Here is a 24961-nt window from a genome sequence, read left to right as displayed (position 1 = left end):
GTATGAAATCTGTTTATGATTATGTAGTTGTCGGTGGTGGTATTGTTGGCGCGTCCACGGCTTGGCAGTTAAAACAGCGTCGTCCCGATTGTTCTGTGCTGCTGGTGGAAAAAGAGGTAAGTGTTGCCCAGCACCAAACCGGGCATAACAGTGGCGTGATCCACGCGGGTGTCTATTATCCACCAGGCAGTTTAAAAGCCGACTTCTGTAAACGAGGGGCGGCACTGACCATTGAGTTTTGCGCCAAACATGATATTGCGGTCGAAAACTGCGGCAAGCTATTGGTCGCCACCAACGAGCAAGAGATGGCTCGGATGCAGGCGCTCTATGAACGTTGCTTAACTAATGATATCGACGTGCGCTGGCTGGATGCGGCGGAGCTTCATTCGCAAGAGCCGAATGTTAAAGGCTTAGGTGCCATAGCGGTTCGCGCGACCAGCATTGTTGACTATCGGCGGGTGACTGAGCAAATGGTGTGTGAGTTTGAAGCGCTCGGCGGTGTCACCCAACTCAGTACAGAAGTGATTGGAGCCAGCGAAGCGGCTGAACAAGTCACTCTTCATTGCCAAGCAAGCGGGGAGCGACTGACGATTCAATGTCAATTTGTGGTGACATGCAGTGGGTTGATGGCGGATAGAATGACCCAAATGATGGGGATCCCAACCGCGTTTCAAATTATCCCTTACCGCGGTGAATACTATCAACTTTCGAGCCAGTACCAAGGCTTTGTGAATCACCTTATCTATCCGATTCCCGATCCCGACTTACCTTTTTTAGGCGTCCATCTCACGCGGATGATAGACGGCTCCATTACGGTGGGACCTAACGCAGTGCAAGGCTGGAAGCGAGAAGGCTATGGCAAGGTCAATCTCAGTCTAAAAGATACCTGGCAAATGCTAACGTTTGCGGGTTTTTGGAAAGTGACCATCAATAACTTAAAGACTGGCTTGGTCGAGCTGAAAAATTCCTGGTGGAAACCAGGCTACGTCAAACAAGTAAATAAATACTGCCCGACAATCAAAGCTAAGGATTTGAAGCCTTATCCTGCGGGGATCCGTGCTCAAGCCGTGCTAAATGACGGCACCTTGGTCCATGACTTTCTGTTTGCCGAGAGTGCGCGGAGTTTACACGTGTGTAATGCGCCATCGCCAGCCGCGACCTCTGCGATGCCGATTGGTGAATACATTTGTGACAAGGTGAGGGAAAAACAGCAGTGGCTCAGTGATGATGCTGATTAGCGTTACATATTGGAAAGCAAAAGCCAGCGCCTATTCGTGGCCGCTGGCTCTTACTTTGATTATTGGTAACCCACGGTAAATGCTTGCTGCAGATGCTTAGGTGTTTCGGCTTCATCAAGCATAGCGACCGCGAAGTCTTCCATTGAAATGCGAGACTGTCCGTCACTATCTGTCACTAAGGTGTCTGTCCCCAATGTGTACTGACCGGTTCGAGTACCAGGTGCAATCATGGCGGCAGGTGAGAGGTAGCTCCAAATCACATCTTGGCTGGCTAAACATTGCTCATATTGCACTTGGCACGCGCGTGCTATCTCAACGGCTGAGGCGGGGAGAAAGCCCTCTGCGTTTAACACGGTTTCACCGTCAGTGCCGGGAATTATCAGTCGAGCGGCACCGCCAACAATCAGAACGCGCATTTGATGGTGCGCTGCGCCTTGGACGACGGCTTGGGTTAACACGGGTAGTTGTGCTTCTTCGCCTGTCGGTGGGCGTAACGCCGTAATGGCAAGATCATGACCAGCCATTACCGATGCCACCTTGTCCGCATCGTTCAAATTGACGGCGACAGGCGTTACGCCGTCGGGTAACTTCGCAAAAGCGGCCTCGTTACGTGTGACTGCCGTGACCTTATGCCCGCGTTGCAACGCTTCTGCCACAATTCGACTGCCAATATCGCCTGTGGCACCAAATACGATTATATTCATTGTGTTAGTTTCCATGTCATGACTCCTGTGTGTCCTTGTGCCGCGCGATAACCAGTAAAAGGATGCGGCTGTCATACGGTTGTGGTTAAACCATGCTGAACTGATTAAGTTATTATTAATTATCTATCTTGATATAAAGATAAACACCATTAATCTTTACGTCAAGATAAATGTGTGGCTTTTTTAATCTAGGAAAAAACTGGGGGATCCAATGGATATAGCGATCCAGCAAGGATGGCCGCTTGAGCAAGCACAAAACGTCGCTGAGCTCTATGAGCAGGCGTTTGGGATGAAGTTCGCACGGGCAATCCCTAATCAGGCAGCGCGCGTGGCGATACTATCCCGATATTTCGTCCCAGACTTTTCGTTTGCTGCTATGCAAAACGGCAAGGTGGTGGGGTTGGCCGGGTTTCAAACCCAAGCCGGCGCTTTGACACAGGGTATGGGCGCAAAACAACTGATCGATAGCTTGGGGCTCATCAAGGGTACTTGGGCCTGTGCAGTATTGGCGCTGTTTGAGCGTAAAGCGGCACCCAATGAATTGGTGATGGATGGCATTGCTGTTGATAGCGCGGTACGCGGGCAAGGGATTGGCTCCCAATTGTTGGATACCATTATGGATTATGCCCAATCGCATGGATTTGAAAGCGTTCGGTTGGATGTGATTGATAGTAACCCCAGAGCCCGCAAGCTTTATGAAACCAAAGGCTTTGTCGCCACTAAAGAAGAGCGCTTTCCGCACCTAAAATGGTTAGTCGGCTTTTCAGGCGCCACCACCATGGTCAAGGCGCTGAGCTAAAACAACAAGAGAGACAAGGATGTTTATGATTGAAACACGTCGACTAGTGCTGCGTGACATGCAGCCAAGCGATGAAGAGGCGTTTGTTCACTTAACGCAACACCAGAAGTACCAGCGTTTTTATAGCGAAACGGACTGCCAGCCAGAGACATACCGAGACTTACACGCGCGCTTTATCGAACAAGCCAACGCAAATCCACGCGTGGCTTATCAGTTGGCGGTTATCTGCAAGCAATCAGAAAAATGTATTGGCACTGTTGGTTTAAGGCTTGAGGACAACCATCAAGCATCCATCGGGTGCGGCTTAGCTGTGGAAGCGCAAGGCGCGGGGCTAATGAGGGAGGCGGCTGTCGCGCTGGCCAATTTCGGTTTTGAGTGTCTGGGCGTGCATCGGTTATACGCTGAGACCATTTACGATAATCTCGCTGCAACCAAGCTTTGTCGTTCACTTGGCATGCGACAAGAGGCCCATTTTCATCAGCATCGTTTCTTTAAAGAACGGTGGTGGGATACGGTGGTTTACGCCATATTACGACACGAATGGGAGCAAGGATGATGAAAAAAGCACTGCTTGGCGAACTGATCGTTACACTGCAAGCGTGTACCAGTACGCCCGTTGGTAATGAAACGACCGACGCGGCAGAATGTGTCGGTAGCACGGCGTTGCCAAGCGCATGGGCAGATAAGTTTGTAGCCGTGGACGATCCAGCGCTACTGGCGGCGTCGCTGGGTCAGCCATTGGAAGGGAAGCTTTGCCAAGGCAAGGTATATCAGGCGACTGAAGGGGTAACAGTGTATCGTGCGTGGAATAGCACCAACCCGCATAGTCAGTTTGGTCACTGGTGGGCGTTATCACAACCGTCTGGCTTGGTGGCGGATTATCGCCAAGACTATGAGATTTGTTATCAATGGTCGCCGCTCGATAAATTGGTACAGTGCACCTTGCAACCAGGCGCCAAGATTGTGGTGGGTAATGGTCAAAGCGCGAAATGTTCCGAGTATTTAACCTATCCAACCTCAAGTGCCCAGCAAGTTTATCTGCAAGAGGCGGAGCAAGCGGTTCAACATTGTCAAACGTTTGATGCGGTGATGCGTTGGCAGTGATGCGCGGCAATCAACCATTCAATCACTCCTGTGTGGCGAGCAGGGCGCGCTAAGGCGGCGGATGATAGGCGGCCAATAAGTGTTTATTTTTCAATATCAATGAGATAGCCTAGTTCTATTATAGGACTTGGAACAAGCACATGGAATTAGTCGTCCCCGCACTCAATCACCAAGCAGCCTTTACACGTTTTTATGATGATTTTGTTCAGTTTGACCCCGACAATGCCGATTACTATCGGTCGGGGAAAGACGATTTCCCCACTTACGTGACGCGGTTAACGGATGAGTCATTGGGTAAAAACCTTCGTAAAGGGTATGTGCCGTGTAGTCATTTTTGGCTGCTTGATGCTGAGCAACAAATCATTGGCGCGATTCGGATCCGTCATCACATCAATACGCCATTTCTAACCCAAGAAGCTGGACACATTGGCTACGACATTGCGCCATCATATCGTGGACGCGGATGTGGCAAGCAAATGTTAGCCTTAGCACTGCCCAAGGCGAGAGAGCTGGGGATCACTCGCGCTCTAATTACCGCGAATGAAGACAATATGGCATCGCGCCAAGTAATTGAAGCCAATGGCGGCACGTTGGAAAACATCATCAATGGTGAAGTGTTCAATGAATCATTGGCTCGGTACTGGGTGGATATTAATGGATGATTCCCCGCGCGTAGACCAACTGGATAGCGATCGTCTGTTGCTGGTGGCACCCAATATGACCCATCAGCCTTTCATTTTAGAAGCCGTGTTGGAAAGTCAGCACACCCTTGCGCCTTTTATGGATTGGCTTCCGCACGCGTTGACCGAATCGAGCTCGATTGAAAACACCCAACAAGCGATTGATGACTTCGACTTGTTTATCAATGAACTACGCTACTCGATTTTTGAAAAATCGACGGGGCAATTGGTGGGTGTGATCAGCTTAATCATCCGCAACATCGCGATTCCTTATTTTGAAATAGGCTATTGGCTGCGGAGCTCCAAAGAAGGCCTTGGCTATATGAGTGAAGCGGTGCGAACGCTAGAGCAATACGCGTTTAATGACCTTAATGCCAAGCGTGTCGAAATCAAAACTGCCTACGAAAATACACGTAGCCGTGCGGTAGCCGAGCGCTGTGGTTATCATCAAGAAGCGATACTTATCAATGACCGTATCCTGCCGAGCGGTGCGATTTCTAGCACTGTGGTTTATGCAAAAGTGGCGGCATTTGAAACAGAGGAGAAATAATGATCCCTGTGAATACTTCCGTGGTCTCGGGCGTAGCGCTCTCTCGTATTGACGGGGAGACAAAAATGCTACTGATGAAGCGAGTGAAAGGTGGCTTCTGGTGCCATGTTGCGGGCTCGATTGAAGCGGGTGAGACCGGAGTGGACGCCATCGTCCGTGAGTTTAGCGAAGAAACCCAGATTGCGGTGGCTGATTTATATAACGCGCAATTTTTGGAGCAGTTTTACGAAGCATCGGTGAATGTGATCGAGCTTATCCCTGTATTTGTGGTGATGTGTGATGATAATCAAGCCATCATGCTTAATGAGGAACACACCGAGTTTCGCTGGTGCTCACTTGATGAGGCAAAAGCCTTGGCGCCGTATCCAAATCAGCATGCCGTATATGATCATGTTTGGGCTTACTTTGTTGATCAGCCCGTTAACCCGTTATATCGCGTCAACTTGCCTAACCATCAGGAATGAACCATGAGAATGGAACGCTTTTTTACTCAAGATGACATCATATTGCACGGTGACACGGTTTCCTTGATACCAGCTAAACCTTGATTATAAGCTGGCGCGCTACCGTGGTTAAATTCGCGTTTTGCAATATCGTCACGTAAAGTAGCGCTTTTATTGACGAGCGCGTGCTCGAGTTGCTGAGAACCGTTATGGATACACAACCCAATAACCCGCTGCACGGGTTAACCCTACAAACCATTTTGACCCGTTTGGTTGAACACTATGGTTGGTCAGGCCTCTACCAACATATCAATGTGAACTGTTTTTCTAATGATCCTTCGATGAAATCATCGTTGAAATTTTTGCGTAAAACGCAGTGGGCGCGCGATAAAGTCGAAGCCTTGTATATTGATACCTTTTGCTAAGGGTAAAATACGCGGATTGGCTATCGGGCGGTGTTTATTTGTAAGTTATTGATTTTAAATAGCTGTCGTTAACATGTCGGGGTGCTGTCGTGGTAATGTCGCCCCCATTTTGCATAGTGTCGATAGGGAAGAGCACAAAGGAGCAAGGATGAACGTGAAAGCACTCAGAGTTCAAAAAGGGTGGTCGCAAGACCAATTAGCACAATTTAGTGGGCTAAGTGTTCGAACGATTCAACGTATCGAACGCGGCCACAAACCCGGATTGGAGTCGCTGAAATCGTTGGCTGCTGTGTTTGATATCGACATTAGTGATTTGCAAAAGGAGACAGACATGCAGGCAGATACTTCAATGAGTCCAGAAGAAAGAGCGATTGCCAATCGCGTCCGTGCCCTCGGCGGGTTTTATTCTCATTTGACGCGCTATGTGGTCGTGATGGCGATTTTGTTTATTATCAACTGGCAAACTAGCCCAGGCTATTATTGGGCTTGGTGGGCAGCAATGGGATGGGGGATTGCAGTGGTCAGCCACGGCGTCAGTGCTCTGGGCATTGTCGATCTCTTTGGTGATAAGTGGGAAAAACGTCAGATAGAGAAGCGACTGAATGCGCGGTCAAAGCGTTAGTCGCTACCTGATAACGCCGAGCGAATGTGCCTCGGCGTTTTTGTTTTTCACCAACTAACAGACATCTTTACTGAGATGCCGCTTGTCGCTGCTGGAAGCGCGTTGCGTGCTCGACTAGGCCCTTAAACAGCGCACGCTGACAGCGAAGATAAAGCAAGAATTCTGGATGCCACTGTACTCCCAGTGTATAAGGGCGGTTGGGCGACTCAATGGCTTGTACAATGCCATCTAAATCACGTGCGCTTACCGTCAAATCCTCGCCTAACGCGTTAATCGCTTGGTTGTGTAGGCTGTTTATTTTGCGTCTGCCTTGCCCCAACCGTTGCTGTATATGGCCGTTGACATCACGCAATATACACAAGGTTTTCATCGGGAACACTGTCCAGCGATGAGAGGTTTTTTTGCGTTGCTCGCGCAAGCTTTGGTGCAAGGTGCCGCCCAAACAGATGTTGAGAAGTTGCGCACCACGGCAAATGCCCAGCAAGGGCTTTTGGCTCGCCAATGCGCTTTTGATAACTTTGCTCTCTAGCGCATCGCGTTCAGAGTCGTAGTTGGGTTTCACTTCGGGCTCGGCGGCGTACAGCACAGGCTCGACATCGTGCCCGCCAGTAATCACCACGCCTTGATAGGCGTTTGGATCCAGCGCGGTGCCGGGGTGTAACTGTAACGGTTTGCCACCATAAAGTTTGACTGCCGCGGCGACAAAAAAACGTGGCAGCCTTGCGCCTTTGCTCGGGCCGGTTATTGCGATGACGGGTTTATCCATAAATTGTGCACCTTTTCCGCCCAATTATTAACGATACGCGCCAATGGGTCGTTGAGATAGCCCAAATAGGCTTTGCAGCATGTTTCCAGTCGTGCAGGATCGGCGGCGAGTTTTTCGACTTCCACCCAATCGTTCCATGCTTCGTGAATGCCCCAATGGGGTCGGCTGACTTTACTGTCCGGCAACCGATAATGAAACGTTGGCCGCGCTTGTGTGAGCCCATCATCAATCACTTTATTCACTCGCTCAGCATCAAGGTGAGTGAACAAGGGCAGTATATCTAGCGCACGGTTGCGTGTAGGATTATCAATCAGATAGTCGTCGATTAGGGTATTGAGATCCGGCCAATAATCAGCGGCTAGCACGCGTTCAATATATGCTTTCGGGAAAGGGTCGACATAGTTGGTTAGACGCCGCGATAAATCAATATCAGCACGCTTTAAAAGCCAGTCATACAAACATAAGAATGCTTTTAAATGAGCACAAATCGTTTTGGCGGTTAAATCAGGCAGCTCTGGGTTGAGCTGCATGCCAAACGCATAAACTGGGCTGTCCTCGGTTCCTTCGGCACCTTGTTGACGCAGATGAGCAATGAGTTGGTCAACCTCTTGCAGGCGGTCAAGTGGCAGAGGCGGGCCGACAATTTCCACGGGGACAAAGGCTTTTGCCGCCCATGCCAATAGATCTTCGGCGGATTGATCCAGTCGATTGGTCACGGTGTTTTCACTACGATCGCTTTGTCCCAAGCGCTTGAGCTTGGCATAGTCGAGTTCCACTACCCAGTCTCCGGCTTTGTCTCCGCTCAAGCGGCGATCATATCGACCCCCTCGCTTGATGTGTAGGGAGAAAAAATCCGCCACTAAACGCGTAATGGTATCCAGCTCTAAGCCACTGAGCTCTATCTCAACGCCTACGCGACGCGTTTTCCCCTCAGCGTTGGTGATCTGAGGCGGTGTTTTCAGTGATGAATCTGGCGCATCCATGGTTTTTTAAGCCTCATTTTTTATCAACGATAGATAAGAGGTGGGGATAAACCTTTGACACTTAAAGGCCTGAGGGAATAAATAATAAACACCTGTTCAGTGGTGTCGAGACCACTGAACAGGTTGATGCTTAGCCATTAACAACGGCATCTGTGCTGTTTTCTATGCGTTCTTGTGCCCAGCTTTCAAACGCCATGCGCTTGATTTCATTGAGAGCTTCGCTGGGTAGAGGACTCTTTATACCAACTTGAATCGTGTCATCATGGTACAGATATAGTCGAGATAAAAATTGCTCAAAGGGTAAGGAAGCTTCCCCGTATTGCTCTCCTTTCCCTTGCGTTGACACCACCACATCGTGTCCCCAATCTTGACCACTATCGTTATTGGGGTTGTAAAAATAAACCCGCATCACGCTGTCTTGGTCAAGGGCGATACGTATCAAGGTGATCGCGTGCCAGCCGACAAATCGGCCCTGGCTGCTGGTGACTGCGATCCCAACCGGCTGGGGATGTATAACGGGAATATTGCCGTTATAAAGCGGATGATAACTGCGATAGAAGCGCTCGATAAAACTATCAAACTCTTTCAGTTGTCCTGTTTTAACGTCAACGGCAATCATGAACTCACGCCCCACGTACCAACCATGAAATTCTGGATTGATCCACTTATGGGGGTCTTCCTCTCGGTTGACACAAAGCCGGCCCATTTCGATGTAAAGTTTATCCAAATGCGGCACCAGAACGACTGACACAGGGTCAGTATCGAATGGCAGTGCGGTACTCAGCCCCTGTAAGAGGGTGTGAGAGTCTAACGACTGTCCTTCAAAATGCATGCGTAGGCTCTGATTGCAAGCAATTTGAACGATACAGTTAAGTAAGTAATCAGGGTCATTATACGCCCACATGGATATTGCACGTGCCGATTGGCAAGTCGGGTTGTTGCCTTGAGCCACACCTAGCGGCTGGCCAAGCACTGACATGACACCCGCTAACAGATGAACGCGAGCGGGGAGTTGCTCACCAAAGGCCAAGGTCAGTGTATGGGCGACGTCTGGGTGTAGGTTGAGATGAATCTGACGCCACAGACTCGGGGCGACAGGCGCATCGAACAGAACACCCCTTTCAAGCATCATTGCCAAACCATACACAGCTTGCGCGGTTTGCGGATAAATGGCTTCCTGGATCAGTGTGTGCACCAGCTGACGATAGGTCACTAGGCAGTCTAAGCCAGTATTACTTAAACCTAGCGCGGTGGGGAGTGTGTCGCTTCCCTCATTGTCCAGTAACCATCGTAAAAATATGGCGTGGTAATCAGATGCTAAACCGACATCATGCATCGCACGTGCAAATCCCAACGCCTCTTGTTGTAAAGCATTGCTGTCCATTGCATTCAGACGCTCACAGTACGCGTCCACCCCCGGATCGTCATAGCAGCCCTGGGTTGGGCCGTATAACGCACTGACAAGACGATCGATGCCGAGCTTAGCTTCACCGAGGTTAATCTGCTCCTGCGACACCAAAATAGAGATCTGATTGATCATCGCCTTAATTGGATTGACCTGAATGGGGCGCTGCGCGAGTACACGCCAAACTTCATCAACCAGTTCACTGAGAATGGTTTCATAGCCCAAGTGGCTGAGAATAAAACGATATAAAGTACTAATAGCGGGCGCCGTTGCACCGAGTCGAATACGGCTCGACTCATCGGTAAGACCCATTAAGAGTGATAAATTGAGGCTTAATACTCTGGCAAGAAATTGATGTGCTTCTTGTTGGGAAAAAGGCGGGGAAGAGAGCTTCCCCTCGACGATAGCCAGCATTCGAAGCTGGCTGAGACAATCTAGCACCACGGTGGCTTTGTCGGCATGCGCGAGTGTATCTGGCACGAGATTCGGTACGAGATACTCGGGCTGCCCCCAATCTGTTCCCTCAAAAAGGCCTGCCTCAGTGAGAGTGACAATCCGTGAGTACAGTTGATTAATGCCGTCATCCTGTGCCAATACACGCCCACAAATATCAATCACGTGAAATTGGTGGCGTGCCTTGGCGATGGAGCTTACTTGACCAAGTTGTTCAACGGCATGATCAAGCTTATTGAGTAAGCTAGACATAGAAATCAAGGTCTTCCTGTGCTTTTAATAAGTCACGCATAACATGCGGGTCGTCACCATAAAAGTGTAGCAAACCCCAGTGTGTGCCAAATGCACTTCGTTTAGGCACTTTCCCCTCCATAGGCGACTGCAGCTCATGAAACTCAAAGTACTCGTGATTCTCGGTCTCTTCAGGTATGGCTAGCTGGCTTACCACTCGGCGTCTTGGATATACCCCAAAGGTACCGGCGACGCCTTTGGCATCTTTGATAGGCGTTGGGAAGAAAGCGTTGAGTTCTTCGTCAGTTGTTTTAGGGTCAAACGCTACCACCATCGCTTGATAGCAGTTAAAGTCATAAACACGTTCAATAATTTCAAAGCCTTGGAATCCGGGTGGGCGGTAGGCTACTTCACCGAAGTACATCTGGCCATCGTTAGTAACAAAGTACTCTGGATGGATAAAGCCGAAATCAATATCAAACGCTTCGATCAGCTTCTCGATTTCCTGGGTTACTTTTTCCCGATATTTTTCCAACTCGGGGGAGGCCGGGACGAAAACAGAGTAGCCGAGGGTGACGTACTCGGAGATGTTTAAAAACTGGATTTTACGGTTTTTAATAAATGCTTCGACAGCAAACTCCCAACCATCGAGGTGGCTTTCCATCAATAGCGGGAACTCTTCATCGGAAACACGATCGAGATCATCAGGCTCACGCACCATCCAGTGGCCTTCGCAGCCTGCTTTGTCAAAGGCTTTGAGATGGATCGGGTCATTTGGGTCGCCGTCAAGTTTCAGCAAGGCTTGGTTAACCCGGCGCAGGAAACGTACCACGTCGGATTTATCTTGCGCTTCTTCAAAGATCCCAACCCGAATACCGCCGATTTGTGCACGGCGTTTCATTAAGGATTTATCGCGGAACAGAAGAGACTGTCCCATCAGCTTAGGGTTTTTGAGCAGCACGGCGTTAATGGCGCCGGCCCACTCTACGGTTTCTTCGAACAGAGGAATCGCCACATCGACCCCCATTTCTTGCAGGGTGGTGGCAATTTCAAAGGAACGGTCATTGAGGCGCTCAAAGTCCCAAGGAAGGTAGGGGATATCATGCTCTTTGGCATACTCTTCTGCCCATGTTGGGGCAACAACGACATATTTACGATCGAAACGGCTAATCGCATCAATTGCATTGAGGCTCCATCCTAGAATGGCGACGAAGCCTTTGTTTGGATCATAGTCAGCCATATTGCTTCCTTTTACGTCGAATGTGTTTTGTCACTCTCACATAGCTAGGTCTAAATAGTAACCACTTGCCCCTGTTTCTCTGCTGGAAGTGTGCGCTAGCTAGCTGGAATCAGTAAGAACAATGAATTGTTTCATTGACAAAGACTTACTTGCTTGAGCTTGTCTGACAGGGGCGGGGATGGTCGAAAAAGTGTGAGATTGATTGTTAAATACCTCTACCTGCATTGGTTAAAAGCTTGTAACTTATGTGCAAAAAGCACACAACGGCATAATGACAAGCAAAGTACACTAAAAACATAATTTCAAGTTATTCAGGGAGTGAAGTATGGCAAAGCGGGTAGTGGTATTAGGTGCAGGCATGGTAGGTGTCTCTGTGGCATGGCACCTTTTAAAGCGCGGGTATGAGGTCATCGTGGTCGATAGGGTAAGCCCCGGACAAGAAACCTCATTTGGTAATGCCGGGATTATTCAGCGCGAGGCGGTTAGACCCTACGCATTTCCCCGCGACCTTGCCACCTTATTGCGCGTATTGCCGAATCGCTCGGTCGATATTCGTTACCGTCCTACGAGCGTTATCCGAGCCGCCCATCCGTTATTACAATACTGGCATTATTCCAGTGAGAGTAAATACAAACAATTGGTGCCAGAGTACGCGGCGTTAATTATGCAGTCGTTAGACACTCATGAGGAAATGATTGCCTCCGCGAACGCAGCGTCCTTGATTCGTAAGGAAGGTTACCTCAAGCTTTTCCGCACGCAAAAAGCCTTAGATGATGAATGCACGCGTGCCGCCGCAGATCGTGCCAACTATGGCGTTGACTATGAGGTGCTAAACGCAGCACAGATCGCGGTGATGGAGCCAAATTTAACGGCTTCACTGGCGGGCGCGATCCACTGGAAACAACCTTGGACAGTCACCGACCCAGGCGCTTTGGTCAAGGCCTATGCTGACGATGTGATTGATAAAGGCGGCGAGATTAAACGCGCGAACTTGCAGGCATTGAAACAAGCAGGCGAGCAGTGGGTTATCGAAACCGATGACGGTCAGTTACATGCTGACCAAGTCGTAATGGCAATGGGTCCTTGGTCCTCTTACTGGTTGCGTCAACAAGGTCTAGAGGTCCCTTTGTTTACCAAGCGTGGTTATCACATGCATTACCAATGCGATGAGAAAAAGCCACTTAATCACTGGATTATGGATGCGGAAGTGGGGTATTTGCTGGCACCTATGCGTGCAGGTATCCGCTTGACCACGGGCGCAGAGTTAACCGCCTTGGACGCCCCCACGGATCAAAGCCAGCTGCAAGCAGCAGAGCATGAAGCGAAGGCTTTATATCCTATTGGCGCGCGTATTGATGAAACGCCGTGGAAAGGCGGACGTCCGTGTATGCCGGACATGAAACCGGTGATAGGTGAGGCGCCGCAACGTAAAGGGTTATGGCTTGCCTTTGGTCACGGCCACCAAGGGTTTACGTTAGGGCCGGTCACCGGGAAATTATTAGGGCAAATGATGGATGGGGAGGCCACGGATGTGGATATGCAACCCTATCGTGTCACCCGATTCGGCGGGTAACCCTATGATGAGGCATGAGTCGCGCGCGATGAAAACGAGTCACCGCGCGACTCATGATGCACTCAGAGGCATAATAGCGACACCGCTAAGCAGAGCGTGCAACGCGCCATTGGCGTGGGTGAGGGAGGCGTGGCAGCAACAGCCCTGCGATCACAATGACAATGCCCACCACCTGAAGTTGGCTCACGGCTTGTCCCATCAAAAATGCGGTGAGTACCGCGAACACAGGCACAAAGTTAAAAAAGAGTGCTGCATTGGCAGAGCCGAGATGGCGCACGCCGTTGAGCCAGAGTAAGTAACCAGCGACGGTACCCAGCACACCGATATAAAGGAGTTCGGAGACGGCTAATGGGGTGGCTGCGAGCACTTCGCCAAACGGATGAACGTTTGGGGTAAGTGCACACATGATGCCAATCACAGTCGCACCACTGAGCATGCCTAAAAACGTGTAGGGGATCACCGGCATCCAGCGGCCAATGCCTTGGCTGAAGAAGGTGTACGCACTCCATGCAAACATGCCAGTGAAAATCATTTGATCACCTTGGTTAAAGTTTAATTGGCTGAGCATCTGCCACTGCCCATTGGTGATCACCACGAGCACGCCCGATAAACTCACCACCAAGCTGAAAACTTGTCCCTTACGCGGCAATGCGCGAATCGCGATACAGGCGATAAGTGAAGTCACCAACGGGCTGAGCGCCATGATTAATGACCCATTGGTCGCTTGGGTATACTCGAGTCCGGTGAACAAACAGAGGTTAAGGCCGCCAATCCCCACAGCGCTGACGGTGGTTGCCCACAGCCACTGCTTGGCGCTGAGTGTGGGAACGCGGGTACGGGTGAGCTTGAGATAAAAGCCTAGACAAATCGCGGCGACGGCAAAGCGCCAAAAGACCAAGGTGAGCGCATTCACTTCATTCAGCGCATCTTTACCAATAGGAAACGTGCTGCCCCAAAAAAAGGCACATAAAATGAGAAGGGCAACGGCTTTCCACAGTGAAGCAGTAGTTGTCATAGCAAGACCTGACTTGTTGAGTGATGGGCGCTAGTGTATAAGTTTCAAAATATGAATAAACCGACAATATCAGAACGGTAGATTCCAAATATGAAACCTAGCTATTCGTTAGACGATTTGCGCTGTTTTTGTACCGTGGCGCAGTTGGGGAGTTTTAAAGCCGCGGCGCAGCAGCTTGCTATGCCGCAATCCACCCTAAGCCGTCGAATTCGCCAGCTTGAGCAGGATCTTGCCCTGCGCTTACTCAATCGCGATGCACATCGTATCTCTCTGACCCAAATTGGCCATCGCTATTTTGAACGTGCCGCAGGGTTGTTCGATGAGTTGCAGACACTGAGCGATGATTTGGTGAGCGAGAAACATCACCCCCAAGGCAAAATTCGTATCAGCGCACCCATCAATGCTGGTAAGCAGTTTTTACGCCGCGTCTTTTTCGACTTTATGCGTGAGTACCCCGAGATTCAACTGGATCTTAACTTTTCCAATAGCTTGATAGATATTGAAGCGGAAGGCATGGATGTGGTGTTTCGAGTCGGGAACCCCGTGGTCGAAAATTGGATTGCACGGCCGCTCACCGATATTCACTTCATTTTGTGCGCCAGCCCTGACAGTGACTATCACGATGTTCGCTCTCCTAATGATCTGAGTGGTAAACCGGTGGTGATTTGTCATCCAATGACGGTTTGGGAACTCACACACCATCAAACGGGGGAGGCGTTTGATTATCAAGCCACCACGGGTATACGTGCAGAAGTGGATGAAATTCAGATGTTAACCCATGCGGTGGAGGCTGGATTTGGCATCGGCTATATTCCTGATTATTCCGCGCTACCTTTGATAGAAAAGGGTGAATTACAGCGCGTGTTACCGCAATGGTGCAGTCGAGCGCGCACGCTATTTTTACTCTATCGAGACCGAGAACAAGTGCCTTTGCGTGTTCGATTGCTGGTGGAATTTGTTCTCGCGCGTTTTATGTCCTCTTAGCGCGTAACCGGATATAAAAGGCTGTTGCCCGAGACAATAGGGGCCACGTTGCAGTGGCCCCAATGGGTGCGATTTTTCGATTAGTCGCTATGATGCGTCTGCGCTGGCGATAACTCGGTGGATGCCGGCGTGATGGTTTTGGCTAAGAACAGATACATCGCAGGCACCACGAACAGGGTGAACAAGGTGCCCAGTGTCATCCCACTAGCAATCACTAGCCCCATGGCAAAACGGGCGCCAGCACCGGCTCCTGAGGCAATCAAAAGCGGGATCATGGCGAGCACTGTCGCTGCCGTGGTCATCAAGATAGGGCGTAAACGGATGGCGGTCGCTTCTTCAATCGCCTCACGTTTGGTCCGTCCTTCTTGCTGGAGCTGATTGGCGAACTCGACGATCAATATCCCGTGTTTAGCAATCAGGCCAACGAGGGTGAGCAAGCCGACTTGGGTGTAAATGTTCAAGGTAGTCAACCCTAGGCTGATAAATATCAGCGCGCCACAGACACTCATTGGCACGGTGACCAAAATAATGATCGCGTTTTTAAACGACTCAAACTGCGCCGCTAAGATCAAGAAAATCACAATCAAAGCAAAGAAGAAGGTCACGACCAGTTGCTGGCCCTCGCTCATAAACTGGCGTGACTGTCCGGCATAATCAACACTAAAGCCTGCTGGCAATTCTGTTGCCGCAATCTCTTCGAGTACACCCAGCGCTTCCCCCAAAGGCACGCCAGGGCGGGGTACACCGGAAATTTTCACCGCATTCAGCTGCTGAAAACCGCGCAATGCTTGGGGCTGCACACTCTCTTCTAAGGTCACTAACGTTGACAGCTGAATCAATTCGCCGTCTTGGTTGCGAGTGTAAAACTGGCGCAATTGTTCTGGTGTGAGGCGTTCATTACGCGCCACTTGTGGGATCACTCGGTAAGAGCGGTTTTCCAGTGAAAAGCGCCCCGCATCCGCCCCAGATAACAGTGAGCCCATATCCGCGGCGAGCTGTTGCATGCTCACGCCCATCAAAGCGGCCTTTTCACGGTCGATGTTGACCGTTTGTTTGGGGCGGTCAATGCTCAGATCGGTATCGACAAAGATAAACCGCCCCGTTTGCATCGCTTTGCCCACGATATTGTTCGCCACTTCATTAATCGCCTCAAAGGGTTGTGTTGAGCCGATAATAAATTCAACCGGCGTCCCGCCGCCCGGAGACGGCAGTGAAGGGGGCACCAAGGCAAAGCTGCTTAAGCTCGGTTGGCTGTCCATAAAGGGCTGAATTTCGTTTTCCAAGATCGCTTGAGTGCTGCGCTCTCGCTCATCCCATGGCGCGAGTACAATACCGGCTATTGCGTTATTGGTGCCGCCAGAGCCATTGATAATAAAGACGTTGTCGATTTCTGGTACATCGTCAATCAGTCGATTTAATTCGTCGGTACTGGCAGACAACGCATCCAGCGTGGTTTGACTGTCGGCTTCGAGTATGGAGAACACAAACCCTTGGTCTTCGGCGGGCTCAAGCTCAGAAGGACTGGTGATAAACAAGAAATAGCAAGACACTAAAACAATCGCGCCAAACGTGAGGATCACCGCATTGGTATTCAACAAGCTATGGAGTGTGCGTTGGTAGCGATGATGCAATCGGTCAAACTGCTTATCCAGCCAATGCTCAAGGGAGCGCTCTTGGGTCGCTTTATCCGCGTGATAGGGCTTGAGCACATAGGCACACATCATGGGCGAGAGCGTAAGCGCCACCACGCCGGACAAGATCACCGACGCAGCGAGGGTAAAGGCAAATTCAACAAACAACACCCCGGTTAAGCCACCGACAAAGCCGATGGGCAGGAACACCGCGACCAAGGTGGTCGACATGGTGATAATCGGCCACGCCAGTTCGCGCGCGCCTTCCAGCGCGGCTTGTGTTCGGCTTTTACCTTCTTCGATATGGCGGTGCACGTTTTCAAGCATGATAATCGCATCATCAACCACCACACCAATCGCCAGCACCATGGCAAGCAGTGTCAGTAGGTTGATGGAAAATCCTAACAGCCACATTAAAAAGAAGGTGCCGATGAGCGATACGGGGATCGCGACCGCAGGAATGACCACCGAGCGTAACGACCCCAAAAAGCCATAAATCACAAAGACTACGATGGCTAAGGCGAGAATAATCGATATCACTACTTCATCAATGGCATTATCAATATACTCGGTTGAGTCATAGGCGATATACGCTGACAAGCCTTGAGGCAATTGGGTGGTAATGTCGGCATCCCACACCTGATTCACCGCCTCAATCACATCCAGCGCATTGGCATCTGGCGAGACTTCGATGCCGATAAAGGTGGCATCGAGCCCGTTAAAGTTGACCGATGTTTGGTAACTTTCCGCGCCGAGCTCAACGGTCGCCACATCACTCAAACGCACAACAGATTGGCCATCACTGCTGATCACCAGATCTTCAAATTGTTTCACGTCATGAATGTCGGTGGCGGCGTTTAAATCAATCGCTACGTCTTGGCCTTTGGTGCGCCCTAGCGTCGCAAGCACATTATTGCTGCGCAGGGCGGCAATCACATCCGTACCGGTGAGATCGTACGCGGCCATTTTGACCGAGTCGAGCCAGATTCGCATGGCAAAACTACTGGCACCCAACACATCAGCACGCTGCACGCCGGGAATCGTCGACAGCTGTGGCTCGACCACCCGGACCAAGTAATCGGTAATTTGATTATCAGTGAGGACGTCAGAATAAAACGCGAGGTACATCGCTGCGACCGTTTCCCCCACCTGCAGGGTGACGACGGGCTCACGGGCATCATCAGGGAGCTCTGAGCGCACCTTATTCACCTGTGCGGCAATCTGCGTGAGTGCTTCATTCGGATCGTAATCAAGGCGTAAATAGGCTTCGATGGTGCTCACACCGGCGGTTGATGTGGAGACTAAGTAATCAATCCCTTCTGAGGCAGCGATTTCACGCTCCAGCGGCGTGGTGATAAAGCCTTGGATCAGGTCGGCATCTGCACCGATATAAGTGGTAGAGACACTGACCACTGCATTTTTGATCTCGGGGAATTGACGCACATTCATGTCGGTGATGGCGCGTAAGCCGAGTAAGATAATGAATAGGCTCACCACGGAGGCCAAGACGGGTTTCTTGATAAAGACGTCGGTAAATCGCATCGAATCGCTCCTATTGATTCACAACGTTGGGATCAAGATCTTCGCTCGGCTGAACACGCTCATTGTCACTGATCTTGATGTTGCTGCCGTTACGGAGCTTGAGGAGGCCGGAGGTAACGATACGGTCACCGGATTGAAGGCCGTCTTTAATCACAATCATGTCACCGCGGCGCGCGCCCGTTTGCACAAAGCGCTGTTGTACCGTCAATGCATCGTCTTGCTCTTGGATCACGAAGACTGCGTTGCCATACGGGTTAAATTGAATCGCGCTTTGTGGTGCTAGCAAGACATTTTGCGTTTCTTCACCTTGATCAAGGCTCACGCGTGCGAACATACCTGACCGTAAAACGGCATCTGGGTTATCAAAGGTGGCTTGAATGTCGACACTGCGACTCGATGGCGTCACAACCGGTGAAATTGCCGTCACTGTGCCGGTAAAGACCTCGTCAGGCTGTGCGCTAATCGTGGCAGAAACGGTTTGACCATTTTTCAACGTGCTGAGTTGCTGTTCCGGCAAGGTAAAGTTGAGGTGAATCGGGGTCACTGACGTGAGTGTCGCAACCGCTGTCCCCGGGGACATTAATTGGCCAAGACTGACTTCTCGGATGCCAATGATGCCGTCGAAAGGCGCGGTTAACGACTTTTGCTCAATGCGCGCTTTTTGGCTGTCGACAGCGGCAATTGCTTGTTTGGCTTCGCTTTCTTTGCGCTTTAGCTCTGACTCGGAGATGTTTTTATCTCTAAATAGCCGCTGATAACGACGCAGTTCAAGTTGTGCCAGTTCTGCCACGGACTCGAGCCGACGTAATTCTGCCTCATCAACGCTGGCATCTAGCGTGAGGAGCAATTGTCCCTTTTTCACCGATGTCGCGTTATCGAACATAATATCGTTGACAATGCCGCTTGCCTCGGTGGTTAGCTGGGTTTCATTAATGGCCGCAAAACTGCCAATAGTGGTCTGTTGTTCACGCCAAGGGTGGGTTGAGACTGTGGTGGCCGTCACGGTGACCGTAGGGGCAGGCATGTTGTCAAAGAATTGGTTCATAAAATGGTTGCCTACCGCTTTGTAAGCAAAAATTCCCCCAAAAAGGAGACCACATGCGACTAACATAATAATCAAACGTTTTATCATAAAAATCCCTGAACAGAGTTGCTATCACCACCCTTGGCTAACAAGTACAGACGAAGGCGCAAAAGGTCGATTAAACCAATAACAAATATCGAATTGACCAATACAAACCTTATCACTGTTTGGTTCATTAATTGCGAGTAAATTGATGATCTTGTGGTATGACGCAGCTTAACGTTATCTGTCAGATGGAATAAGGAGAGAGCGGATGCTATTAAATGCAAACAGTACGGTGAACGAAGCGGCGCTGCGTGCCATGGCGCATATGCCAACGCGCAGTTTGCCGGTGCTGGTGGATAACAGCTTCAGCCAAAAACTAACGGATGCGGACTTGATGCGCATTGCGGTGCTGCTAGCCCAAAAAAGCGCTGAGGAAGGAGGATGCCCCATCGGCGCGGTGATTATTGACAATGAAACACGTCATATAGTGGGCAAAGGACACAACACCTTGGTGCAAGAAAACCATCCCTACAACCACGGTGAAACGGCCGCGATACGTGATGCCGGGCGAATCGACTTCAGCCAAACAACTTTGTTTACCAGTTTAAGCCCATGCGATGTGTGCGCGGCATTGATCGCCATACGCGGTTTCTCTCGAGTGGTGGTAGGGGATATCACCAGTGCGAGCGGTAACGAGACGGTGCTGCAAGAGAAAGGGGTGATGGTTGATGTGCTGGAAGATCCACAGGGCATTGCGCTGTATCAGCAATTTAGAGCCGAGCACCCCGAACAAGAGTTGGAAGATTGGCAAGGTGTGAGTGCCGTAAACGCTCGACAAGGATGAAGCGCCGCGCAAAGGCGGCGCTAGTTACTCGACAAAATAAGATTTAGCTATTGATCACGTGAAGAAAGTGCAGATGCTTTTCGTAGTGATCCAGCATATCTTCAATCACTTGCGCTTGATTGTAGCCCGCAATATTGTATTGCTGCCCGCCTTCCCGTAAGAATACCTCTGCACGATAATGGTGTGGCGTATCCAATGTCTCATTATCCGCTAAGGTTTTTAGGTTAAACGTGTGGCTGGCATAGGCGCGGGCTCGTACTCCGTAAATAAAATCAGGGTCATTGCCGTGGTGAACTCGCAGATAGCAGCGATCGTGTTCGCGGTTGATACTGACATCCAGCGCCTGCTTCTCAAGCTCTTCGGCGACCGCACGCATCGCGGGCTCAATGGTTTTATCCAACATTACAGCGATTTCCTGCCACTCAGGTGAAGCCACCAAGGTTTGTAGGCGATTTTGCCAGTTTTCTGCGTAATGTGGACTATGGCGCGTCACATTGCCCGGTATCGTCGCCAGATGTTGGAGACTATCGCGTTTGAGAGCCTCCATTTTTAACGCTTTAAGCAAACCAAAGCCAACCGCGAGTAAAATGACCGCAAAAGGCAGTGCCGAAGTCAGAGAGGCTGCTTGCAGTGCAGATAGTACATTGCTACCGCCAGCCACGACCAACGCTGAGGCGACTAAACCTTCGGCAAGCGCCCAGAAAATACGCAATTTTACCGGCGACTCGCCATCATCCTTGGACGTTAAGGTATCGATCACTAATGAGCCCGAATCGGATGAGGTGACAAAAAAGGTGATCACCAATAAAGTTGCAATCACGGAGGAGACACCTGCCAACGGGAAACTATCCAAAAAGTGGAATAACGATGTTGAACTGTTGGCAAATACTTGGTCTACCAAGTTTGGCATGGTGTTGGTAAGAATACCGTGTAGCGCGGTATCGCCAAACACAGTGAGCCAAATAAAGGTGACACCGACAGGGACAAAAATGACGCCAAGAATGAACTCGCGGATCGTCCGGCCGCGAGATATCCTTGCGATAAACATCCCTACAAACGGTGACCAAGCGATAAACCACGCCCAGTAAAAGAGTGTCCATCCCCCTAAAAAACCATCTGTACTTTCATCACCCGTATAGGCGTAGGCATTAAATGTCATATCAACCATTGATGACAAATAGGTGCCAATATTTTGTCCTAATGTTTCGAAAATAAAGAGGGTAGGACCTACCGCCACGACAAAGAGCAGTAAGGCAATCGCTAGCCAGAGATTTAAATCAGACAATCGACGGATGCCTCCATCGAGCCCTAGTACGACTGAGATGGTGGCGAGTCCCGTCACACAAGCAATCAGTATTAACTGCACGCTGGTTGTTGTCGGAATATCAAATAAATAGTTCAAGCCTGCGTTTATCTGCATCACGCCCAAGCCCAAAGAGGTAGCAATACCAAACATGGTGCCAAAAACAGCAAATACGTCGACGGTATAACCAATTGGGCCATGAATACGTTTACCAATTAGAGGATAAAGCGCTGAGCTAATGCGGAGTGGTAAACGATGGCGAAAACTAAAATAGGCGAGGGCAAGGGCGACAATGGCATAAACGCCCCATGCGTGTAACCCCCAATGGAAAAAGGTCATGCGCATTGCTGCTTTAGCCGCTTCTGCGGTATTGCCTTCGCCAACTACTGGGGTCGCATAGTGAAATACTGGTTCGGCGACCCCGTAAAAAATTAACCCGATCCCCATGCCAGCAGAAAAAAGCATCGCAAACCATGAGTGGTAGCTGAACTCGGGCTCACTGTGATCCGGGCCCAGCTTAAATTGGCCATAGCGGCTCAGTGCAAAAATCAAGGCCAGGCCAAGGTATAGCCCCATCGCGAGTAAGTAAAACCAGCCAAAGGTGTCGATGATCCAAGCTTGCGCGCTACCAAATAGCGCGCCGGCGGTATCTGGCACGCTAATGGTAAAAATAACAAAAGCCGCGATTAAAGCGGCGGCAGGATAAAATACCGGCGGGTTAATGCCCGCGCTTATTGATGAGTGTTCGTGACGCATAATGAGTTTATTTGCCTGTGAGTGAGAAATTATCGGGTTAACGTGTTCTTTTTTTCGAGCGACCGTTAATCCAAGCCATTGGTGGCATCGCAGGCATATACAGTGCGGGAAACGAATCTCGAGATGACTGATATTGAGGCGATTTTTTCTGATTCATCGCGTCTCTCCTTATCTCTGTTTTCAGTGAATGTGTTGGTGTACTTTGGCGAAAACGCTACAATCATGAAAACGAATTTTTATAATAGGGTCATCACAAATCATGATGCGTGAGTCAGGCGCCGTGCGAGAGCTCGATCTCGTGGTTCTTAAAACCTTTGTCGCCGTGGTAGAAAAGGGTAGCTTTACCCGAGCTGGAGAGAGCTTATACCTTGCGCAATCTACCGTGAGTGCACATATGAAACGACTCGAGGCACTATTTGAAAAACCGTTGCTGCAACGAGGGCAGACTGCTGTACTGCCTACTCCTGCAGGTGAGCGGTTATTGGCGCATGCCAGACAGCTACTTAGGCAAAATGCACTCGCTTGGCAAGAGATGACCGACCAACGGCTAGACGGCGTCGTTCGTTTAGGGATCCCTGATGATTACTTAATCTATCTTCCTGAGGCGCTCTCTATGTTTGAGGCTCGTTACCCAGGAGTAGAACTTGAGGTGAGCTGTGGTTTGAGTGTCGAACTGGTACAAGAAGTAAAAGCCGGTGCGCTAGATATCGCGATAACAACACGTCAGCCTAACAGCCCGGGTGGCGAAGTATTGCGCGCCGAGCCGATGACGTGGGTCACGGGTGTGGGGCACGATACGCATCAGCGCCAACCTCTACCTTTGGCGCTGTCTAAGCAAGGGGTGTGTATTTTCCGAGAGCGTGCACTGGCGGCCTTAACATCAGCCGGTATTACCCATCGAATTGCGTATTCGAGTGCAAGTTTGTCAGGGCTTTCGTCAGCCGTTCGTGCAGGGCTGGCGATTACGGTGTTAACGCCATCGATGATGGGGGAAGGGCTTAGAGTACTTGGTGAAGAGGAAGGGTTACCGAAACTCCCCAATACTGAAATTACGTTGCATCAGCGTCAAGGTGACTTATCGGGGGCTGCGATTGCACTCATACAACAGTTGCGTGACAGTGTCATTTTCAAACCACATCAAGATGCGCTCGTCAATAAATAGAAGAGCGTGTCTCGGTTTGATGGTTGAGGGTATGACGTATCGCAAACATGGACGCTTTACTGCGCTGACATGACAATACATTCGGTTATACTGATTACGAAGTAACCAACGTGAAATGCTGCTTAATGACCAACTGGGTACGAAGGCTAACCATCGTTTGGCTGACCATGCTTTCTTTTCAAGTTTGGTCGGCAACCTCTGAGCCGCTCAATGTTTGTGTGGGGGATGGGAGTCCTTGGCCACCTTACACTTATTGGCAGGGTGAGACGCGGCAGCAAAAAGCGGACACCTTGACGGGTTATGCGACCGATCTAGTGCTTTCCGCACTAGAGCGTAACGACATTACTTATCAACTGGTATTTATGCCTTGGGCGCGCGTGCAGCATGAACTGGCAAGAGAGTCTGGCCGTTGTGACCTTACTTGGGATGCGAGTTATAAACCTGAGCGTGCGCAGTACAGTCGACTGACAACGCCCTTGTATTCTATCTCTCTCGGATATCTATATATCGGTGATCCAGCGGCCAATGTGCGGCCAAGATTGCCCGTATCGGACTCAGTGTGTGGTGTGAATGGCTACAACTACGCCGGCTTTGGCGACAACCCTAAGCCGAGGTTTGAAGCCAATACTTTGCAGCAGGCTTTGCGTATGTTGGAAGCGGGGCGGTGCCGCTTTCTTGCCAGTGAAATAGAGCCTGTATTGGGTGGCATTCGCTTGGGGCTTTATCAATTTTCACGCGATCTTGCCTATATCTCTCTACCTAACCCTAAAGCCTTTCATGCTCAGGTCAGCCGCTATGCGCCGCAAGCGAATGACTTAGTGGCGCTAATAAACACGTATATAGCGTCCGCTGCGGAACGCGGCGAGATCGAAAAACTTCGTCAACATTATTTTCAAACAGGAGCGTTATGACGGGTAATCCTCCGCTATCTAGTCAACAGGCTGCGCTGTTTCAAAGCCTCAATGCGCACGGTATTTCAGTAAATATATACCGCCATCAGCCTGTCTATACGTGTGAACAAGCAGACGCGCTCGGTTTGCATACTGATGCAAATCCGACCAAGAATTTGCTGTTGAAAGACAGAAAAGGAAAACAGTTTTTCTTGGTGGTGTTACCGGGCAAAGCCACCGTCAATTTAGCCGGATTGAGTGAAGCCTTGGGCACGTCTCGCCTATCGTTTGCGTCGTCGCAGCAACTTGAAACCTATTTACAGGCACAATCAGGCGCCGTATCGGTATTTGATGTAATGAACGATCCTGAGCATCGGGTCAGTTTGGTGATCGCGAATGCGATATGGCAAGTCCAAGCGGTGGAATGCCAGCCTTTTTGTCACGATCAAACTTGGGTTATTGCCACCCACGATCTCGCCCGCTGGTTAAGCGCTATAGGCCGAGACTATCAAACGGTGGAGCATGTCGCTTAAACGATAGCGATGGCTG

24 protein-coding genes are annotated in these 24961 nt (G+C 50.2%); 15 read left to right on the top strand and 9 right to left on the bottom strand.

Features of this window, described 5'->3' with window-relative positions:
* The first annotated feature begins 2 nt into the window (after positions 1-2).
* Complete coding sequence (lhgO, locus tag WN56_RS01830) at positions 3-1238, top strand: L-2-hydroxyglutarate oxidase (protein ID WP_046073341.1); 1236 nt, start codon at positions 3-5, stop codon at positions 1236-1238.
* 59 nt (positions 1239-1297) lie between these two features.
* Here lhgO and WN56_RS01825 read toward each other — a convergent pair whose 3' ends face one another.
* Positions 1298-1942, bottom strand: a complete 645-nt coding sequence (locus tag WN56_RS01825) for an NAD(P)-dependent oxidoreductase (RefSeq protein ID WP_046073822.1) — start codon at positions 1940-1942, stop codon at positions 1298-1300.
* A gap of 211 nt (positions 1943-2153) precedes the next feature.
* On the opposite strand from WN56_RS01825, the gene WN56_RS01820 reads away from it, so the two are divergent.
* From WN56_RS01820 to WN56_RS01785, 8 genes are all read left to right on the top strand, one after another.
* On the top strand, positions 2154-2741 hold the full coding sequence (locus tag WN56_RS01820; RefSeq protein ID WP_046073340.1) for an N-acetyltransferase: 588 nt from the start codon (positions 2154-2156) through the stop codon (positions 2739-2741).
* 19 nt (positions 2742-2760) lie between these two features.
* Complete coding sequence (locus WN56_RS01815) at positions 2761-3297, top strand: GNAT family N-acetyltransferase (RefSeq protein ID WP_046073339.1); 537 nt, start codon at positions 2761-2763, stop codon at positions 3295-3297.
* Positions 3297-3845: a hypothetical protein gene (locus WN56_RS01810; RefSeq protein WP_046073821.1), complete on the top strand. Its 549-nt coding sequence runs from the start codon at positions 3297-3299 to the stop codon at positions 3843-3845. Before WN56_RS01815 ends, WN56_RS01810 begins: the two co-directional genes overlap by 1 nt.
* A 140-nt stretch (positions 3846-3985) precedes the next feature.
* The gene (locus WN56_RS01805) at positions 3986-4507 is read left to right on the top strand and encodes a GNAT family N-acetyltransferase (RefSeq protein WP_046073338.1); all 522 of its coding nucleotides are present in this window, start codon (positions 3986-3988) and stop codon (positions 4505-4507) included.
* Entirely contained in the window at positions 4500-5075 is a 576-nt protein-coding gene (locus tag WN56_RS01800) for a GNAT family N-acetyltransferase (RefSeq protein WP_231637382.1), read from the top strand. Before WN56_RS01805 ends, WN56_RS01800 begins: the two co-directional genes overlap by 8 nt.
* Positions 5075-5539 (top strand): NUDIX pyrophosphatase, encoded by a 465-nt coding sequence (locus WN56_RS01795; protein ID WP_046073337.1) that lies wholly within the window; start codon positions 5075-5077, stop codon positions 5537-5539. The genes WN56_RS01800 and WN56_RS01795 overlap by 1 nt, the downstream gene beginning before the upstream one ends.
* 188 nt (positions 5540-5727) lie before the next feature.
* The gene (locus WN56_RS01790) at positions 5728-5943 is read left to right on the top strand and encodes a VF530 family DNA-binding protein (RefSeq protein WP_046073336.1); all 216 of its coding nucleotides are present in this window, start codon (positions 5728-5730) and stop codon (positions 5941-5943) included.
* Positions 5944-6091: 148 nt separating this feature from the next.
* Positions 6092-6565, top strand: a complete 474-nt coding sequence (locus WN56_RS01785; protein ID WP_046073335.1) for a 2TM domain-containing protein — start codon at positions 6092-6094, stop codon at positions 6563-6565.
* 67 nt (positions 6566-6632) lie between these two features.
* Here the strand turns inward: WN56_RS01785 and WN56_RS01780 are convergent, their stop codons facing one another.
* The 4 genes from WN56_RS01780 to WN56_RS01765 all read right to left on the bottom strand — a co-directional run bounded on the left by WN56_RS01780 (position 6633) and on the right by WN56_RS01765 (position 11643).
* Positions 6633-7331, bottom strand: coding sequence for a gamma-glutamyl-gamma-aminobutyrate hydrolase family protein (locus tag WN56_RS01780; protein ID WP_046073819.1), 699 nt, complete (start codon positions 7329-7331; stop codon positions 6633-6635).
* Positions 7307-8314, bottom strand: a complete 1008-nt coding sequence (locus WN56_RS01775; protein WP_046073334.1) for an amidoligase family protein — start codon at positions 8312-8314, stop codon at positions 7307-7309. Before WN56_RS01775 ends, WN56_RS01780 begins: the two co-directional genes overlap by 25 nt.
* Before the next feature lie 130 nt (positions 8315-8444).
* On the bottom strand, positions 8445-10424 hold the full coding sequence (locus WN56_RS01770) for a hypothetical protein (protein ID WP_046073333.1): 1980 nt from the start codon (positions 10422-10424) through the stop codon (positions 8445-8447).
* Positions 10417-11643 carry an acetyl-CoA carboxylase biotin carboxylase subunit family protein gene (locus WN56_RS01765; protein ID WP_046073332.1) on the bottom strand — a complete coding sequence of 409 codons (1227 nt, stop codon included), beginning with the start codon at positions 11641-11643 and terminating at the stop codon, positions 10417-10419. The genes WN56_RS01770 and WN56_RS01765 overlap by 8 nt, the downstream gene beginning before the upstream one ends.
* A gap of 325 nt (positions 11644-11968) precedes the next feature.
* On the opposite strand from WN56_RS01765, the gene WN56_RS01760 reads away from it, so the two are divergent.
* The gene (locus WN56_RS01760) at positions 11969-13216 is read left to right on the top strand and encodes an FAD-binding oxidoreductase (protein ID WP_046073331.1); all 1248 of its coding nucleotides are present in this window, start codon (positions 11969-11971) and stop codon (positions 13214-13216) included.
* Between the two features lie 85 nt (positions 13217-13301).
* Here the strand turns inward: WN56_RS01760 and WN56_RS01755 are convergent, their stop codons facing one another.
* Positions 13302-14231, bottom strand: coding sequence for a DMT family transporter (locus WN56_RS01755; protein ID WP_046073330.1), 930 nt, complete (start codon positions 14229-14231; stop codon positions 13302-13304).
* Between the two features lie 90 nt (positions 14232-14321).
* On the opposite strand from WN56_RS01755, the gene WN56_RS01750 reads away from it, so the two are divergent.
* The gene (locus tag WN56_RS01750) at positions 14322-15215 is read left to right on the top strand and encodes a LysR family transcriptional regulator (RefSeq protein ID WP_046073329.1); all 894 of its coding nucleotides are present in this window, start codon (positions 14322-14324) and stop codon (positions 15213-15215) included.
* Positions 15216-15295: 80 nt separating this feature from the next.
* Here the strand turns inward: WN56_RS01750 and WN56_RS01745 are convergent, their stop codons facing one another.
* The gene (locus WN56_RS01745) at positions 15296-18388 is read right to left on the bottom strand and encodes an efflux RND transporter permease subunit (RefSeq protein ID WP_046073328.1); all 3093 of its coding nucleotides are present in this window, start codon (positions 18386-18388) and stop codon (positions 15296-15298) included.
* A 10-nt stretch (positions 18389-18398) separates the two neighbouring features.
* Positions 18399-19433 carry an efflux RND transporter periplasmic adaptor subunit gene (locus WN56_RS01740; RefSeq protein WP_231637380.1) on the bottom strand — a complete coding sequence of 345 codons (1035 nt, stop codon included), beginning with the start codon at positions 19431-19433 and terminating at the stop codon, positions 18399-18401.
* A gap of 292 nt (positions 19434-19725) precedes the next feature.
* Between WN56_RS01740 and WN56_RS01735 the strand changes: the two genes are divergently transcribed.
* A complete protein-coding gene (locus WN56_RS01735) occupies positions 19726-20301 on the top strand; it encodes a nucleoside deaminase (protein ID WP_046073326.1) in 576 nt (191 codons plus the stop codon).
* Between the two features lie 43 nt (positions 20302-20344).
* On the opposite strand, the gene WN56_RS01730 is transcribed toward WN56_RS01735, so the two are convergent.
* Positions 20345-22360: a choline BCCT transporter BetT gene (locus WN56_RS01730; protein WP_046073325.1), complete on the bottom strand. Its 2016-nt coding sequence runs from the start codon at positions 22358-22360 to the stop codon at positions 20345-20347.
* Between the two features lie 259 nt (positions 22361-22619).
* Here WN56_RS01730 and WN56_RS01725 point away from each other — a divergent pair, with 259 nt between their 5' ends.
* The 3 genes from WN56_RS01725 (at position 22620) to WN56_RS01715 (ending at position 24945) form a co-directional block, all read left to right on the top strand.
* Positions 22620-23522 carry a LysR substrate-binding domain-containing protein gene (locus WN56_RS01725; protein WP_197075722.1) on the top strand — a complete coding sequence of 301 codons (903 nt, stop codon included), beginning with the start codon at positions 22620-22622 and terminating at the stop codon, positions 23520-23522.
* Between the two features lie 125 nt (positions 23523-23647).
* Positions 23648-24433, top strand: coding sequence for an ABC transporter substrate-binding protein (locus WN56_RS01720; protein WP_052707993.1), 786 nt, complete (start codon positions 23648-23650; stop codon positions 24431-24433).
* Positions 24430-24945, top strand: a complete 516-nt coding sequence (locus WN56_RS01715) for a prolyl-tRNA synthetase associated domain-containing protein (RefSeq protein WP_052707992.1) — start codon at positions 24430-24432, stop codon at positions 24943-24945. The genes WN56_RS01720 and WN56_RS01715 overlap by 4 nt, the downstream gene beginning before the upstream one ends.
* Positions 24946-24961 lie beyond the last annotated feature (16 nt).

Origin of the sequence: Salinivibrio sp. KP-1 (assembly GCF_000968645.1) — a bacterium.
Taxonomy (GTDB): Bacteria; Pseudomonadota; Gammaproteobacteria; order Enterobacterales; family Vibrionaceae; genus Salinivibrio; species Salinivibrio siamensis.
The sequence above is the reverse complement of the archived record's forward strand: the minus strand, read 5'-3'. Positions and strand labels throughout refer to the sequence as shown.

Excerpts from the sequence above, each read along its gene's own strand:
- lhgO (WP_046073341.1), top strand. The coding sequence starts at position 3 with ATGAAATCTGTTTATGATTATGTAGTTGTCGGTGGTGGTATTGTTGGC.
- WN56_RS01825 (WP_046073822.1), bottom strand. The coding sequence starts at position 1,942 with ATGAATATAATCGTATTTGGTGCCACAGGCGATATTGGCAGTCGAATT.
- WN56_RS01820 (WP_046073340.1), top strand. The coding sequence starts at position 2,154 with ATGGATATAGCGATCCAGCAAGGATGGCCGCTTGAGCAAGCACAAAAC.
- WN56_RS01815 (WP_046073339.1), top strand. The coding sequence starts at position 2,761 with ATGTTTATGATTGAAACACGTCGACTAGTGCTGCGTGACATGCAGCCA.
- WN56_RS01810 (WP_046073821.1), top strand. The coding sequence starts at position 3,297 with ATGAAAAAAGCACTGCTTGGCGAACTGATCGTTACACTGCAAGCGTGT.
- WN56_RS01805 (WP_046073338.1), top strand. The coding sequence starts at position 3,986 with ATGGAATTAGTCGTCCCCGCACTCAATCACCAAGCAGCCTTTACACGT.
- WN56_RS01800 (WP_231637382.1), top strand. The coding sequence starts at position 4,500 with ATGGATGATTCCCCGCGCGTAGACCAACTGGATAGCGATCGTCTGTTG.
- WN56_RS01795 (WP_046073337.1), top strand. The coding sequence starts at position 5,075 with ATGATCCCTGTGAATACTTCCGTGGTCTCGGGCGTAGCGCTCTCTCGT.
- WN56_RS01790 (WP_046073336.1), top strand. The coding sequence starts at position 5,728 with ATGGATACACAACCCAATAACCCGCTGCACGGGTTAACCCTACAAACC.
- WN56_RS01785 (WP_046073335.1), top strand. The coding sequence starts at position 6,092 with ATGAACGTGAAAGCACTCAGAGTTCAAAAAGGGTGGTCGCAAGACCAA.
- WN56_RS01780 (WP_046073819.1), bottom strand. The coding sequence starts at position 7,331 with ATGGATAAACCCGTCATCGCAATAACCGGCCCGAGCAAAGGCGCAAGG.
- WN56_RS01775 (WP_046073334.1), bottom strand. The coding sequence starts at position 8,314 with ATGGATGCGCCAGATTCATCACTGAAAACACCGCCTCAGATCACCAAC.
- WN56_RS01770 (WP_046073333.1), bottom strand. The coding sequence starts at position 10,424 with ATGTCTAGCTTACTCAATAAGCTTGATCATGCCGTTGAACAACTTGGT.
- WN56_RS01765 (WP_046073332.1), bottom strand. The coding sequence starts at position 11,643 with ATGGCTGACTATGATCCAAACAAAGGCTTCGTCGCCATTCTAGGATGG.
- WN56_RS01760 (WP_046073331.1), top strand. The coding sequence starts at position 11,969 with ATGGCAAAGCGGGTAGTGGTATTAGGTGCAGGCATGGTAGGTGTCTCT.
- WN56_RS01755 (WP_046073330.1), bottom strand. The coding sequence starts at position 14,231 with ATGACAACTACTGCTTCACTGTGGAAAGCCGTTGCCCTTCTCATTTTA.
- WN56_RS01750 (WP_046073329.1), top strand. The coding sequence starts at position 14,322 with ATGAAACCTAGCTATTCGTTAGACGATTTGCGCTGTTTTTGTACCGTG.
- WN56_RS01745 (WP_046073328.1), bottom strand. The coding sequence starts at position 18,388 with ATGCGATTTACCGACGTCTTTATCAAGAAACCCGTCTTGGCCTCCGTG.
- WN56_RS01740 (WP_231637380.1), bottom strand. The coding sequence starts at position 19,433 with ATGAACCAATTCTTTGACAACATGCCTGCCCCTACGGTCACCGTGACG.
- WN56_RS01735 (WP_046073326.1), top strand. The coding sequence starts at position 19,726 with ATGCTATTAAATGCAAACAGTACGGTGAACGAAGCGGCGCTGCGTGCC.
- WN56_RS01730 (WP_046073325.1), bottom strand. The coding sequence starts at position 22,360 with ATGCGTCACGAACACTCATCAATAAGCGCGGGCATTAACCCGCCGGTA.
- WN56_RS01725 (WP_197075722.1), top strand. The coding sequence starts at position 22,620 with ATGATGCGTGAGTCAGGCGCCGTGCGAGAGCTCGATCTCGTGGTTCTT.
- WN56_RS01720 (WP_052707993.1), top strand. The coding sequence starts at position 23,648 with ATGACCAACTGGGTACGAAGGCTAACCATCGTTTGGCTGACCATGCTT.
- WN56_RS01715 (WP_052707992.1), top strand. The coding sequence starts at position 24,430 with ATGACGGGTAATCCTCCGCTATCTAGTCAACAGGCTGCGCTGTTTCAA.